This window comes from Microvirga aerophila, assembly GCF_003332305.1.
Classification (GTDB): Bacteria; Pseudomonadota; Alphaproteobacteria; order Rhizobiales; family Beijerinckiaceae; genus Microvirga; species Microvirga aerophila.
Map to the genome: position 1 here is coordinate 51,768 of NZ_QOIO01000016.1, position 13,745 is coordinate 65,512.

Annotated in this window: 15 protein-coding genes and 1 tRNA gene; 6 read left to right on the forward strand and 10 right to left on the reverse strand. The window is 66.1% G+C overall.

The features are described from left to right. Nucleotides 1-6: 6 nt before the first annotated feature. The 7 genes from DRB19_RS10820 to DRB19_RS10850 form a co-directional block, all read right to left on the reverse strand. Nucleotides 7-900, reverse strand: coding sequence for a lipid A biosynthesis lauroyl acyltransferase (locus tag DRB19_RS10820; RefSeq protein WP_114186054.1), 894 nt, complete (start codon nucleotides 898-900; stop codon nucleotides 7-9). A gap of 160 nt (nucleotides 901-1,060) precedes the next feature. Then, a complete protein-coding gene (locus DRB19_RS10825; RefSeq protein ID WP_114186055.1) occupies nucleotides 1,061-2,083 on the reverse strand; it encodes a zinc-binding dehydrogenase in 1,023 nt (340 codons plus the stop codon). A 316-nt stretch (nucleotides 2,084-2,399) separates the two neighbouring features. Further along, nucleotides 2,400-3,146 carry an SDR family NAD(P)-dependent oxidoreductase gene (locus DRB19_RS10830; protein ID WP_114186056.1) on the reverse strand — a complete coding sequence of 249 codons (747 nt, stop codon included), beginning with the start codon at nucleotides 3,144-3,146 and terminating at the stop codon, nucleotides 2,400-2,402. Next, nucleotides 3,143-4,417 carry a beta-ketoacyl-ACP synthase gene (locus DRB19_RS10835; protein ID WP_114186057.1) on the reverse strand — a complete coding sequence of 425 codons (1,275 nt, stop codon included), beginning with the start codon at nucleotides 4,415-4,417 and terminating at the stop codon, nucleotides 3,143-3,145. Before DRB19_RS10835 ends, DRB19_RS10830 begins: the two co-directional genes overlap by 4 nt. Nucleotides 4,418-4,428: 11 nt before the next feature. Next, nucleotides 4,429-5,553: a beta-ketoacyl-ACP synthase gene (locus DRB19_RS10840; RefSeq protein ID WP_114186058.1), complete on the reverse strand. Its 1,125-nt coding sequence runs from the start codon at nucleotides 5,551-5,553 to the stop codon at nucleotides 4,429-4,431. Further along, nucleotides 5,553-6,014, reverse strand: a complete 462-nt coding sequence (locus tag DRB19_RS10845; protein WP_114186059.1) for a 3-hydroxyacyl-ACP dehydratase FabZ family protein — start codon at nucleotides 6,012-6,014, stop codon at nucleotides 5,553-5,555. The genes DRB19_RS10840 and DRB19_RS10845 overlap by 1 nt, the downstream gene beginning before the upstream one ends. Before the next feature lie 134 nt (nucleotides 6,015-6,148). Beyond that, nucleotides 6,149-6,430, reverse strand: coding sequence for an acyl carrier protein (locus tag DRB19_RS10850; RefSeq protein WP_114186060.1), 282 nt, complete (start codon nucleotides 6,428-6,430; stop codon nucleotides 6,149-6,151). A 318-nt stretch (nucleotides 6,431-6,748) separates the two neighbouring features. Here DRB19_RS10850 and DRB19_RS10855 point away from each other — a divergent pair, with 318 nt between their 5' ends. Further along, nucleotides 6,749-7,471 carry a fused DSP-PTPase phosphatase/NAD kinase-like protein gene (locus tag DRB19_RS10855; protein WP_114186061.1) on the forward strand — a complete coding sequence of 241 codons (723 nt, stop codon included), beginning with the start codon at nucleotides 6,749-6,751 and terminating at the stop codon, nucleotides 7,469-7,471. Here DRB19_RS10855 and DRB19_RS10860 read toward each other — a convergent pair. Next, complete coding sequence (locus tag DRB19_RS10860; protein ID WP_114186062.1) at nucleotides 7,455-9,239, reverse strand: ABC transporter ATP-binding protein; 1,785 nt, start codon at nucleotides 9,237-9,239, stop codon at nucleotides 7,455-7,457. The two genes, DRB19_RS10855 and DRB19_RS10860, sit on opposite strands and share 17 nt — an antisense overlap. A gap of 114 nt (nucleotides 9,240-9,353) precedes the next feature. Here DRB19_RS10860 and DRB19_RS10865 point away from each other — a divergent pair, with 114 nt between their 5' ends. Then, nucleotides 9,354-9,722 (forward strand): excalibur calcium-binding domain-containing protein, encoded by a 369-nt coding sequence (locus tag DRB19_RS10865; protein ID WP_245439404.1) that lies wholly within the window; start codon nucleotides 9,354-9,356, stop codon nucleotides 9,720-9,722. A gap of 81 nt (nucleotides 9,723-9,803) precedes the next feature. Here the strand turns inward: DRB19_RS10865 and DRB19_RS10870 are convergent. Continuing rightward, a tRNA-Gly gene (locus DRB19_RS10870) sits at nucleotides 9,804-9,878 on the reverse strand. A 155-nt stretch (nucleotides 9,879-10,033) separates the two neighbouring features. On the opposite strand from DRB19_RS10870, the gene DRB19_RS10875 reads away from it, so the two are divergent. Genes DRB19_RS10875 through DRB19_RS10890 form a run of 4 tightly spaced genes read left to right on the forward strand, consistent with a single transcriptional unit; the run spans nucleotide 10,034 to nucleotide 12,432 of the window. Then, nucleotides 10,034-10,573 carry a prolyl-tRNA synthetase associated domain-containing protein gene (locus tag DRB19_RS10875; RefSeq protein WP_114186064.1) on the forward strand — a complete coding sequence of 180 codons (540 nt, stop codon included), beginning with the start codon at nucleotides 10,034-10,036 and terminating at the stop codon, nucleotides 10,571-10,573. Between the two features lie 39 nt (nucleotides 10,574-10,612). Further along, nucleotides 10,613-11,518 (forward strand): thioredoxin, encoded by a 906-nt coding sequence (gene trxA / locus DRB19_RS10880; protein WP_114186065.1) that lies wholly within the window; start codon nucleotides 10,613-10,615, stop codon nucleotides 11,516-11,518. 26 nt (nucleotides 11,519-11,544) lie between these two features. Next, entirely contained in the window at nucleotides 11,545-12,216 is a 672-nt protein-coding gene (locus DRB19_RS10885) for an LON peptidase substrate-binding domain-containing protein (RefSeq protein WP_114186066.1), read from the forward strand. Between the two features lie 9 nt (nucleotides 12,217-12,225). Beyond that, nucleotides 12,226-12,432: a Trm112 family protein gene (locus tag DRB19_RS10890; RefSeq protein ID WP_114186067.1), complete on the forward strand. Its 207-nt coding sequence runs from the start codon at nucleotides 12,226-12,228 to the stop codon at nucleotides 12,430-12,432. A gap of 420 nt (nucleotides 12,433-12,852) precedes the next feature. Here the strand turns inward: DRB19_RS10890 and DRB19_RS10895 are convergent, their stop codons facing one another. After that, nucleotides 12,853-13,734, reverse strand: a complete 882-nt coding sequence (locus DRB19_RS10895) for an HpcH/HpaI aldolase/citrate lyase family protein (protein WP_114186068.1) — start codon at nucleotides 13,732-13,734, stop codon at nucleotides 12,853-12,855. Nucleotides 13,735-13,745 lie beyond the last annotated feature (11 nt).

A 13,745-nucleotide genomic window follows, 5' to 3' on the forward strand; every position in this document is an offset into this window, starting at 1 on the left:
TCCTTCTCAAGAGGAACTCACTTTACCTTGAACGGTTGCAGGCGTTCGCCAACGGCGATGCATCCAGAGCCATTGCTCCGGATATTCCCGCACCCAGCCCTCCACCACCGAGGTCATGGCCTGCATGGCGCCCTGCACGTCGATCTGCCCCTCAGCATCCCGCGGGAGATCGAGCGCGGGGGTGAGTTGGAGCCGGAAGCGGTAATTAGGGAGCCGGATCACCCGCACCCCATGGACCGGGCAGTCAAACCGGCGCGCGAACTTGCCGAGGATTGGATTCACGAGGGCCGGACGGCCCATGAAATCCACCAGCACGCCCCGGGTGAAATGCTGGTCGATGAGCATGCCCAGATGCCCGCCCTTTTCCAGCGCGCCCTGCATGGCGAAGGCCGCCCCCTGTCGCGCCGCCTCCAGGGTCCCCATGGTCTCGCTGCGGATTTCGTGCAGCACGCGCGCCACCGCCGGGTCGTTGGGCGGGCGAAACACCGCTGTGGCGTCAAGGCCGAACCGGGCGGCGCAGATGGCGGGCAGCTCCCAATTGGCCAAGTGCGCCGAGAAAATGATCCCGGGCTTGCCGTCGTCCCTGAGGGAAAGGAAGTGCTCGATGCCGTCGACCTCGACCCGGCCCGGCTCGGTGCGGTCGGGATCGTAGTCGAACAGGGCGCCGAGATGGGGATACTCTCCGCCGGTGCGCCCGAGATTGTCCCACGCGGCCCGCGCCATCGCCCTGACGTCGGCTTCGGGCTTGCCCGGGTAGGCCGCCCGGATGTTGCGCAGGGCTGTCTTGTGGGCGGACAGAAGCGGACCGATCGTTCGCGCCAGGGCGGCCCCGACCGCGCCCGAGCGCTCGGGGCCGAGCGCCCGCGACAGGGCGAAAACGCCCCGCACGACCCCGACCATGACCGTTTCGGCCACGCGTGAGAGAAAGCCGCGAGAGCGTTGGGAGGGGTGAGCCACGAATGCGTCCTGGTTCGAGGAATGGAGCTTGAGCGGGACCGCGTCTTTCCTGGTCAGGCCCGGTTCGTCAAGGTGGGACGTACGCGGCAGCTTGTCGTGGTGATCAGAACGTGATCACCACCTTGCCGAAGACCTTGCGGCCCTCGAGACGCTCCAGGCCGTTCTGGAAATCGTCGAGCGGGAAGACCGAGTCGATCACGGGCGTCATGCCGGCCGCCATCTTGTCGAGAGACTGGCCGATATTCTCGATCCGGCAGCCGAAGGAGCCGAAGATTCGGTATTGCTGCTGGAAGAGCTGCATCAGGTTCATGGTGGTGGACACGCCCGACGTGGAGCCGCAGGTGACAAGGCGGCCGCCGCGCTTGAGGCAGAGCAGCGAGCCGTTCCAGGTATCCGCGCCCACATGCTCGAACACCACATCGACGCCTTTACGTTTGGTCAGGCGGCGCACCTCACCCTCGAACCGCTCGGTGCGGTAGTTGACGACATAGTCCGCGCCCAAGGCCTTCGCCTTCTCGCCCTTCTCGTCGTCGCCCACGGTCGTATAGACCGTGCAGCCGATGGCCTTCGCCATCTTGATCGCCGCCGTGCCGATGCCGGATCCGCCCGCGTGGACCAGGATCGACTCGCCCGGCTCCAGCTTCGCGTTGTCGAACAGCATGTGCTGCACGGTGCCGAAGCCGATGGGCGCGCAGGCCGCCTGCTCGAACGACACGCCCTGCGGCACCGGGATGACCAGCCGCTCGGGGCGGTTGATCAGCTCACGGGCGAAGCCGTCGATGTGAAAGCCCATGATGCCTGCGACGTTCTCGCAGAGATTGTCGCGGCCCTCTCGACAGGCCTTGCAGTGCCCGCAGGTCTCGGCCCCGTACATGGTCACCGGATCCCCTGCCTTGAAGCGGGTCACCCCTTCGCCCACCGCCACGATCTCGCCCGAGGCTTCCACGCCCACCGCCTGAGGCATCTTGCGCTTGGCGAACGCCATGCCGCGAAAGCCCCATACGTCGAGGTAATTCAGCGCCAGCGCCCGCACCCGGATCTGCACCTCGCCCGCCGGCGGCGGCGGCGGGGCCTCCATGTCGGTGATGCGAAGGTCACGGTCGCCGAAGAGCTGAAGGGCACGCATGAGGGAAATCCTGGTCGGCATCTTGGGTCGGGCAGACGCAAGACGAGGATGGCCGGGGTAGCCCGGGCCATAGGGATGGGAAACTGTTAGCGGCGGCTTAAAGCGGGGTTCGCCGGATGGCAAGTTCCAGCCTTGCTGTCGAAGCGTCATCCCGGACGGCAAGCCGATCCGGAATCGTCTGACGGAATGACGCCTGATCCTCAGCCGTCATTCCCTCGCAGGCGGGAACCCATAACCACCGGCGCCAATCCTGGAATTCGATGTGGTTATGGATCCCGGGCTCCGCTGAAGCGGCCCCAGATGACAGAGCTATGTCCTACCGATGCACGCCCAGCATCGAGGTCAGTCCGCCGTCGATGGGCAGAACCGCTCCGGTGATGTAGGCGGCGGGCTCGGACATGAGGAAGGCAGCCAAGCCCGCGATCTCCTCGGGTCTGGCGAAGCGGCCGGCCGGGATCTGCTTTTCCATGTTTTCGCGGTAGGCTGCGTAGGGCGTCATCATGTCCGTGTCGATGAAGCCGGGTGCGATCACGTTGACGGTGACGCCGCGCTTGGCCGTCTCGACGGAGAGCGTGCGGCAATAGGAGATCAGCGCGCCCTTGGAGGCCGCATAGGCGGCGTTGCCGGGATTGCCCTGGAGCGCCGCCACCGACCCGATGGCCACGATGCGCCCGGCCTTGCTGCGGATCATGCCCCGCATGAGCGCTTTGGCGATGCGGGTCATGGACCAGAAGTTCACCTGCATGGCAGCTTCGGCCTTGTCCTGCTGCATCATGGCGGCCAGCGCGTCATAGGGCTGGCCCGCATTGTGCACGAAGCCGAAGAAGCTCTCGCCTTCCAGCATCTCGCAGAACGCCTCAAGGGCCGTCTTGTCGGCGAGATCGACTGCATGCGCCTTGATGGTGCTGCCGGGGCTTGCCTGCATCAGGTCGTCGGCGAGTGCGACGGCGGCATCGCCCGAGGACCGATAGGTGAAATCCACGTCATGGCCTGCCGCCACAAGCGCCCGCACGATAGCCGCACCGACTCCCTTGGCTCCGCCGGTGACGAGGATGCGGGTCACGACTTGGGCTCCGCGCCGAACACCAGGCAGGTGTTCTGGCCGCCGAAGCCGAAGGAGTTGGACAGCACGTAAGAGACGTTCGCGTCCCGGGCCACGTTCGGCACCACGTCGAGGGGGATCGCCGGGTCCGGCACGGTGTGATTGATGGTGGGCGGAATGCGCCCATTCGCGATGGTCAGAAGCGACATCACGGCCTCGACCGCGCCCGCCGCCGTGAGCGTATGCCCGATCATCGACTTGTTGGACGAGATCGGAACCTCTTCCATGCGCTCGCCGAACACGGCCATGCAGCCCATGGATTCCATCTTGTCGTTTTCCGGCGTCGAGGTGCCGTGGGCGTTGATGTAGTCGATGTCGTCCGGCGACATGCCGGCGTCATCGAGCCCCGCCTTGATGGCCGCGATGATGGGCGTGCCGTCCGGACTGGAGCGGGTGCGGTGAAAGCCGTCGCCCTTCTCACCGCAGCCCAGCACATAGCCGAGGATCGTCGCGCCGCGCGCTTTCGCGGTCTCGGCGTTTTCCAGCACGAGCGCCGCGCCGCCCTCGCCCATGACGAAGCCGTCGCGGTTCTTGGAGAAGGGCTTCGAGGCCCCTTCCGGGTTCTCGTTCTGGGTCGAGAGCGCGGACAGAAGAGAGAAGCGGATGAGCGATTCCGGGTTCACCGAACCGTCCGTGCCAATGCACAAAGCCGCGTCCGCCTCGCCTCGGCGGATCGCCTCCACGCCGAGCTGGATCGCGGTGGCGCCCGACGAGCAAGCGGTCGAGAGGGAGATCGGCGAGCCCTTGGTGCCGAACCGATCAGCCACCCGGTCGGCCACCGTGCCGAAGATGAACAGGTCGTGCCAGGGCTTGAACTGACCGGTGGAGGCTGCCTGGAGCAGAGCTCCGTAGCTGACATCGCCGTTCTGACCGGAGGCCTCGGCGAGCGCCTGGCGCTGCGGCCATTCCATCTCGACCGGCGGAACGGCGATGAAAAGCGCGCCGGGGAAATCACTTTCAGCCAGACCCGACTGCCCCACCGCCTCCTCGGCGGCCAGCATGGCGAGGCGCTCGGACAGGAGGGGCGCCGAAAAGGGCTCGACCTCCACCGTGTCGATGGTGCCAGCAATCGTGGTGCGCAATCCCTCGGTGGGGAAGCGGTTGATGCGGTGGATGCCGGACTTGCCCGCAGTGAGCGCCGCCCAGGTATCGTGTTTGCCCTGCCCGAGGGACGTGACCACGCCCATGCCGGTTACGGCAACGAGCGGACGGCCTTGTTTGTCACGAGCCATGCTGTCCCTCCTCAAGCCTTGGTGAGCCGCACGGCCCCTTCGCCACGCCAATGTCCGACCGAGGTGACCAGCGCCTCGCCGGCCCGCCCTTCGGCGATCAGGGCCGCCGCCAGGCCAACGCCGATGGGGGCCTGCGCCTCCATGGTGTGACCCACCACATCGCCCGTCGCGTGAATGGCGGCCGTGGGAGCAAGTTCCGTCAAGGCCACCTGCTCGTCTTCGGTGGTGCCCTTTACGCCGGTCGCACCGGAAATCACCACATCGGGCTTCGCGCCCAGCTTCTCGGCCTGCGCCCGAAGGGCTTTGGCGATGCTGCCGGGCTCGCGGCGGCTGCGGTCGGACGCAACCCCCGCGATGGTGGCGAGGGACTTCGCGCCGCGCGCGGCCGCATGCTCGCGGGATTCCAGAACCAGGAAGCACGCGCCGCTGCCGAGGATCATGCCGCCGCCCTCCGGAATCCGTTCGCGCACGGGCCGGTAGGGCTTCTTCCAGAGGAAGCCGCCCATCTCATAGATGAGCAGCACGTCCGGGCGCTCGGCGTTGTAGGCGCCGCCCACCAGGAAGATGTCGTTCTGGCCCGAGGCGATGCGGCTCTGGGCCACGCGGAGCGCGTCGACACCGCTCGATTCCTCACCCATGAAGGTGCGGGATGCGCCGGTGACCCCGTGCACGATGGAGATGTTGCCCGCGAGCAGGTTGGAGAGCTGGGCAAGAAAGAGCGTCGGGCGGAGGTCGCCCATGAGGCGCTCATTGAGGAAGACGCCCGGGTTCTCGGCTTGGCGCAGGCCGGTGAGGATCTGCCCGTCGACCGCGTAGTCCCGCTCGCCGCCGCCGGCCGCGACGATGAGGTGCATCTGGCCTTTCAGGGCCGCATCATCCTTGACGCCGGCCGCCTCCAGGGCGAGGCCGGCCGCATAGACGCCGAGCTTCTGCCAGGCTTCCATCTGACGCTGGTCGGACTTCTTGGCGATCTGCTTGTCCCAGTCAAGCGCCACCGCCGGATGCACCGGATAGGGCGCGAAGGTCTCGCCATCGGTCTTCGGCGCAGCGCTACCCGATAGGGCCGCCAGATGGGCCTCGACACCCTCGCCCGCGCTCGACACGAGGCCGATGCCGGTAATCACCACGTCACGCATCAGGCCGTCTCCACCAGGAGGCCGATGCGGCGCGCCTGCGCCCGCATCTGGGCATCCATGCCTTCAGGAAACGGCATGATCCTGAACCGCAGTTCCGCATCGCAAATGGCCTTGCCGTCGACGGCGATCCTGGCCTTTGTGACCGCATAGCCCGAGCCCTCGTGCTCCAGCTGCGCCGAGACAGCGAGCACTGTGCCGGGGCCCACGAAGGTGCGAAAGCGCGCCTTGTCGACCGCCATCAGGAACGGCATGTGGGTGAAGTCCATGAGACCCAGCACCAGATAGCCGGAGGCCTGGGCCATGGTCTCGGTCAGCAGAACGCCGGGCACCAGGGGATGGCCTGGGAAGTGACCCTCGAAGACCGGGCTTTCCATGGGCACGGTGGACCGGACCTCGATCCGCTTTGCATCGCGGTCGAGGTGCGTCACCTCGTCGATCATTTCAAAGTATTCGAGGCGCATCCGGGGTTCCGAACCATTCCGACATTCGTCCGGCCGGGCAGAGGGAGGGAGGAAATCCGTCGAGGGCCAGGCTCTTGGCGGATCGCCTCTCCGAACCGGCCCGAAAAGGCCAGCCCGCCGGGAAGCTTTGAGTTTTAGGCGTTCTTTGCAGCCACTAGGCCGTCGATGCGGGCTACCAGGTTCTTGAGCACGAAGTATTCCTCGGCCGGAGCCTTGCCCTCGTTCACTTCCTGGGTCCACTGCTCGAGCGGCAGCTTGATGCCGAAGGCCTTGTCGATCGCGAACGCGATATCCAGGAAGGCGAGCGAGTCGATGCCCAGATCCTCGATGGCGTGGCTTTCCGGCGTGATCTGGTCGCGCGGGATGTCGGCGGTTTCGGAAATGATGCCCGCGACGGTCTCGTAGGTGGACGACATGCGCCGCTCTCCTGAAGTGCTTGGTCCCAACGATGTGGCGCCGCCGGGCCCCTGGCCCGATCCTCAGCCGCTGTTGTCGTCAAGGAGGTTGTATCGAAACGCACCCCTTACACGACCGGCAGCGGGGCGGCAACCGATAGGATTCTTCTGGTTGCGTCTTCCTTAACGTTAGGCTTCCTCGAGGGCGCCTCCTGCCTTGCGGCGGCCGGGCTGCGTCAGCGCGTGCCCCCCGGGAATGTTGATTCTTCGGCCCCGTTCAACCATAAGGGCGGACCGGAAGCCCGCTTTTCCTCCCCATGACCCTATAACTGGACCGACGTGATCAACAGGTTCCTCAAGCCTGAAGTCCGCTATGCGCGGCGCATGGCCCGCATCGCCCGCTGGGACAGGCCCGTCGAGAACGGGGTCGGCCGCCTGCGCGCCTGGGCGCACATGCTCCTGGCCGATCACGGGGTTTTCCGTCTCGTCTATCTCAACAAGCATCGGGTGTCGGAGCGGCTCTGGCGCTCGGCGCAGCCGGCCCCGCACCAGATCGCCCGCCTGAGGGCCGAGGGCGTGCGCACCATCATCAACCTGCGCGGCGGCCGGGAGCACGGCTCCTGGCAGCTCCAGAAGGAGACCTGCGAGCGGCTCGGCATCCATCTGACCGAGTTCATCGTGCGCTCACGAGGCGCGCCCGATCGCGAGACCCTGCTCAACGCCAAGGCGTTCTTCGATCAGGTTGAATTTCCGGCCGTCATGCACTGCAAGTCCGGGGCCGACCGGGCCGGGTTCGTAGCGGCCCTGTACCTCATCGTCCACGAGGGCAAGACCGTGGACGAGGCCCTGCGGCAGCTCTCGGTGCGCTTCGGACACTTCCGCTTCTCAAAGACGGGCATTTTGGACGCGTTCTTCGACCTCTACCGCCGCGAGGGCGAGGCCAAGGGCATCCCGTTCCTCGACTGGGTCGAGCACCACTACGATGCGGAGGCCCTGGAGCGGGACTTCAAGCCGGGCTTCTGGTCCAACATCCTGGTCGACCGGATCATGCGGCGGGAGTAGCGGTCTCGGCATCGTCCGACAGCTGCAGCCGGTGCAGGCGGGCATAGGCGCCCGCCTTGGCGATCAGAGCCTCGTGCGACCCTGTCTCCACGATCCGCCCGGCTTCCATGACGACGATCTTGTCCGCATCGCGCACGGTCGAGAGCCGATGGGCGATGACAAGGGTGGTGCGCCCCTGCATGAGCCGCCTGATGGCGTCCTGCACCAGACGCTCGGATTCCGAATCGAGCGCGCTCGTCGCCTCGTCGAGGAGCAGGATCGGGGCGTCTTTGAGGAACGCGCGGGCCAGCGACACCCGCTGACGCTCGCCACCGGAGAGCCGTCCGCCCCCCGTGCCCACCATCGTGTCGTAGCCCTCGGGCATCCGCATGATGAAGTCGTGCGCAGCGGCCGCCTTGGCGGCGGCGGTGATTTCCTCGTCGGTCGCATCGGGCCGGCCGAACGCAATGTTGGCCCGCACCGTATCGTCGAACAGCACCACGTCCTGGCTCACCACCGCGATGGCGGCGCGCAGGGATGTCAGGGTGACATCGCGCACGTTCTGGCCATCGATCAGAACGGCCCCGCGGGTCACGTCGTAGAGGCGCGGCACCAGGGACATCAGCGTCGATTTGCCCGAGCCCGAGCGTCCGACGAGCGCCGTGGTGCGCCCGGCTTCCGCCACGAGATCGATGTGGTCGAGCGCCACCAGATTCTGGCCGTAGGAAAAGCCGAGATCCTGGAACCGGACTTCGCCGCCTTTGACCGCGAGCGGGAGCGCGTTGGGCCTGTCCTTGATCTGTGGGGCTTCATCCATGACCGCGAAGGTGCGCTGCAAGGCGGCCGCCGCTTCCTGAACGATGGCGTTGAGGTTGCCCAAGGCCCGGATCGGCTGGGCCGCGAGAATGAGCGCGCTGACGAAGCCGGTAAAATCGCCCACCGTGCTGCCCCCGGACACGATGCGCTGGCCGATGAGCACCAGCACGGCCGCCACCGCAAAGCCGCCGCCTGCCTCGAGCAGCGGGTCGAGCCGCCCGCGCGCGTTGGCGGCCTTCATCTTGAGCCGGCGGATCTCGTCGAAGGTGTGGGCTGCCTTGGCCTTGAGGTAGCCCTCCAGATTATATGTCTTGGCGATGCGGGTGCCGGCTAGGCTCTCGGTGATAAGGCTCGCCATCCGGCCGGTCTGCTCCTGGGTCGAGATCGCCACCCGGCGAAGCTTCCGGCCGATCTTCTCGATCGGATAGGCGATGAACGGCACGGTGAGCCCCGCCACGACGGTCAGGACCGGGTCGATCCAGATCATCGCCGCCACAAGGGCGACGATCGTCGTGACCTCGCGCAGGAAGACCGTAGAGAGGCGGGTCAGCGCCTCCTTGATGAACAGGAAGTCGGTGGTGAAGCGCTGCGTCAGGGCAGCCGGGCTTTCACGCCCGATCTGGGCAAGATCGGCGTCGATCAGGTGGCCGTAGAGGGCCGTCTGCATGTCGGCCTCGATCTTGGTCACCACCCGGTTGGTGAGGATCGTCAGGGCCAGCAGGGAGAAGCCTTTCACGGACGTGACCGCGATGACGAAAATCGGACCCAGGTAGATGGCCGTCTGGTCCTTGGCCGAGAAGGCGTCGAAGGCGGCCTTGATCAGCACCGGATAGAGGCCGGTCGCGCCCGACACCAGGACGACGAGAACGAGCACCAGCGCCAGCGCCCGGGCATGCGGACGCATCCAGTCCCGCCACAGGCGGCGGATCAGCGGAGTGGTATCGCCTCTCGACAGGAGGCTCTTGCGGGCCATGGTGCGCTCCAGGATCAGGCGTCCGGGTAGCATGAGGAAGAGAGAGCAGCAAACCACGCAAGCGTAGTGTTACGGTTGCTATATACTATAACAAACTCCACTGAGGTGGTTGAAATGAAGGCTCTGCCCAAGAAGTGGCGTGTTCATCAGGGTCGCGACCCTGAAGCGGAACTGCACAACCTAAAACGACGGTTCCAAGCCGTGTCGGGTCGTTTTCACCGTACGGTGAGACTTCGCCGGATGTATCGGTTGCTCAAAATGGCGGGGATCGCTGCAGTAGCGTCCTTTGCCATCACCTGGATTTCGATGAGCTTCAGCCCGTGGCCTCTGCTCACGACGCTCAGGCACTTAGCAGCTTTTCCCCACTGCAATGCCGCCCGTGCCGTTGATCTAGCCCCGGCAAACAGAGGCGAACCCGGCTATTGGCAACACCACGATAGGGATAAGGACGGCAAGTCCTGCGAGCCATGGACGATGCCTTGAGTTTGACGAGACCCTCGAGCCCCAAACAGCAAAAAGCCGCCCGAAGGCGGCTTTTGCAGATCCAGCGTAATGCTTGGAAATTGGAGCGGGCGAAGGGATTCGAACCCTCGACCCCAACCTTGGCAAGGTTGTGCTCTACCCCTGAGCTACACCCGCGCTCCGCGACGCCGGGGCGTCGTTGCGAGGCCGCTGATGTGCCCCAAAACGATTCGTATTGCAAGCGCTTTTCGCCAGAAGTTTCACCAGAACCGCTTGAGCCCTGCGGGCACGGCCGCTAGAACCCGGACACGATTGGAGTTTTTGAAGAAGCCGTGTCCCATCTCTCTCCGCAAGCACTCCTGGATCATCTGACAAGCCTCGGCATCAGGGCCGAAACCGTCGAGCACGAGCCGGTGTTCACCGTGGCCGAATCGCAGCACGTGAAGGCGAGGATCCCCGGGGCGCACTCGAAAAACCTGTTCCTCAAGGACAAGAAGGGCCGCCTGTTTCTGATCACGGCGAAATCCGAGACGCCGATCGACCTGAAGCGCGCCCACGAGGCGGTCGGCGCCTCGGGCCGCCTGTCCTTCGGGTCCGCTGATCAGCTGCGCATGGTGCTGGGCGTCGAGCCGGGCTCCGTGACGCCCTTTGCGGTGGCCAATGACAAGGCGCGCCAAGTCACCATGATTCTCGACGCCAACCTGATGGAGCACGAACGGGTGAATTTCCATCCGCTCGTCAACTCCATGACCACAGGCGTCTCTCGGGAAGACCTGTTAAAGTTCTTGCGCTTTACCGGTCACGAGCCCCTCATCCTTCGCCTGCCCGAGCCGCCCCAGGAATTGCCAGACGCCTCTGCCAATCCCATGTGATGAGGGACATTCCCTCCCACGCTTTCTTTCGAGGATCGCATGCTTTCCGACACCCCCTCCCCGGCCAATCCGCCCGACGACCTCGTGAAGGACACCACCACCGCAAGCTTCCGCCAGGACGTGCTGGCCGAGTCGATGCAGCAGCCCGTGCTGGTCGATTTCTGGGCTCCTTGGTGCGGACCCTGCAAGCAGCTCACGCCGATCTTGGAAAAGGCCGTGCGCGCCGCCGGCGGCAAGGTGAAGCTCGTCAAGATGAACATCGACGAGCATCCGCAGATCGCAGGCCAGCTCGGGGTGCAATCGATTCCGGCGGTGTTCGCGTTCCAGCGCGGGCAGCCCGTCGACGGCTTCATGGGGGCGCTGCCCGAGGGCCAGATCAAGAGCTTCATCGAGCGCCTCGTCGGGCCTCTGGGTCCCAGCCAGACCGACGAGATTCTGGCCGAGGCCGACCGCTTGGCCGCCGAGGGCGACGCCGGCGGCGCGGCCGAGCTCTATGCGGCCGTCCTGTCGCAGGACCCCGAAAACATTGCGGCGCTGGCCGCCCTGGCCAAGCTCCATGTGGATCTCGGAGACCTGGAGAACGCCCGGCGCCTGCTTGAAATGGCCCCGCCCGCCAAGGCCAACGATCCGGCGATCCTCGGGGCCCGCGCGGCCATCGAGCTCGCCGAGCAGGCCGGCTCCCTTGGCGACGTCGCCGATCTCCAGCGCAAGGTGGAGGCCGACCCGCAGGACCATCAGGCCCGCTTCGATCTCGCCATCGCGTTGAACGCGCGCAACCGGCGTCAAGAAGCTGCGGACCAGCTCCTTGAAATCGTCCGCCGGGACCGCAATTGGAACGAGGACGGCGCACGCAAGCAGCTTGTCCAATTCTTCGAGGCCTGGGGTCCGATGGATGAGATGACCCTCGCGGGACGGCGGAAGCTTTCCTCGATTCTGTTTGCTTGACGCCGCTCCACCGTTGGGAGATCGGCATGGGAATGAACGCGGTTTACCGAGGGCCTGGGGATTGTCCCACGGTCATCCCGGTCTTTCCGCTTCCCGGAGCTCTTCTCCTGCCCCGGGGCCAGATGCCCCTCAACATCTTCGAGCCACGCTATCTGGCCATGGTGGACGAGGCCCTTAAGAGCGACCGCGTCATCGGCATGATCCAGCCGGATGCGGATGGCGGCGGCACCCGCACGGCCCCCAAGCTCTACGAGGTGGGCTGCGCGGGCCGCATCACGCAATTCGCCGAGACGGGAGACGGGCGCTACCTGGTCACCCTGGTGGGCATCGCCCGATTCCGGGTCGAGGAGGAGCTGTCCACCACGACGCCGTATCGCCAGTGCCGAGTCGATTTCGAACCCTATGAGGTCGATTTCACGGCGCGGGCCGGCGAGAATGAGGTCGACCGGGCCGGCGTCGTGCAGGCCCTGCGCGACTTCGTCAAAGCCGCCGACGTGCGGGTCGACTGGCAGGGCATCGAGCAGGCACCCAATGAGGCCCTGGTCAACGCGCTTTGCATGATGAGCCCCTTCGGCGTGCGCGAGAAGCAGGCTCTCTTGGAAGCGTCCGACCTCAAGACCCGCGCCGAGGCCCTGATCGCCCTCACCGAGATCGAACTCGCCCGCGGCGGGACAAGCTCGGATTCCACACTCCAATAGGCACGTTCCATGACCGAAGACACGCCCCAGCCCGTCGAGGCGACCCGGATCGACCCCAAGCTGCTCGAACTGCTGGTCTGCCCCCTGACGAAGGAATCCCTCGACTACGACCCGGTGCGCCAGGAGCTGATCAGCCGGCAGGCGAAACTCGCCTATCCGATCCGCGACGGCATTCCGATCATGCTGCCCGAGGAGGCGCGGCCATTGGGTGATTGAGGCAGTTGGTCGGAGTGAAAGTTTCAACGTGGGAGCGCTGCTGCCAATGGCTGAAGCACGCCGCAGCTCCCGCTTTCGCCTCTCCATGAGGGAAAGTTTGCGCGGAGCACGGGTGTATGCTCGTACCGCACGTGCCGCCGCTGCTCTCCTCCCCCTTGCGGGGAGGAGGTGGAGGTGGGGGTCGGACAGTCAGAGCGCCGTGCTCGACTGTTGAAGCGCGAGGCGGCTACAGCCTAACCTCCCGATCTCTCACCCGGTCGCACCACCCCCACCCGGCTGCTGACGCAGCCACCCTCCCCGCAAGGGGGAGGGAACCCGCGTGGCGCATCGTCAGGCATTGTGCCCGCTCCTCCGGTCGCACTGCCCCTCACCCGGACCTTCGGCCCGATCTCTCCCACCGGAGGTGGAGGACGCGCGTGACTATTCCCGCTCCGCAATTGCCTCCGCCAACGCCACCACACGTTTCGCCATCTCCGCATGCAGCCGCTCGACCATGCGGCCGTTGAGGGGAATGACGCCCTTGTGGGCATTCTCGGGCCGTTCGAACGCCGCGACGATGGCACGGGCGGCCTCCAGTTCGTCCGAGGTCGGCCCGAAGACCTCGTTGGCGGCGGAGATCTGGCTAGGGTGGATCAGGCTCTTGCCGTCGAAACCGCAATCGCGTCCCTGTTCGCACTCGGCCCTAAAGCCCGCCTCGTCGGAGAGGTTGTTGTAGACGCCGTCCAAGATGTCGATCCCATAGGCCCGCGCGGCCGCCACCGCGTTCATGAGCCAGGGGAGCATCGCGGCCCGTCCAGGCAGTAGGCGCGCGCGGGTTTCCTTCGCGAGATCGTTCGTTCCCATGACGAAGCAGGAGAGCCTCGTGTCCACGTCGTAGGCGGCGCTGGCGATGGCCGAGAGGTCGAGCAGCGCGAAAGGAGTCTCGATCATGGCCCAGACCCGGGTTCGCTCCGGCGCGCCGTGCCGCCGCAGGCGCAGGCCCACGGCCGCCAGGGTCTCGGCGGACGAAACCTTCGGGATCAGGACCGCGTCCGGCGCGGCGCCAGCCACCGCCGCGAGATCGTTCTCGCCCCAGGGCGTATCGAGCGCGTTGATGCGGATCACCACCTCGCGGGAGCCATAGCGGCCCTCCCGCACGGCAGCGCAGACCTGGTCGCGCGCAACCGACTTGGCGTCGGGCGCAACCGCATCCTCCAAGTCGAGGATCAGCACATCGGCCGCCAAGGCTTTGGCTTTTTCGAGCGCTCGGGCGTTCGAGCCCGGCATGTAGAGGGCGCTGCGGCGCGGGCGGATGGTGCTCATGGTCTTTCTCA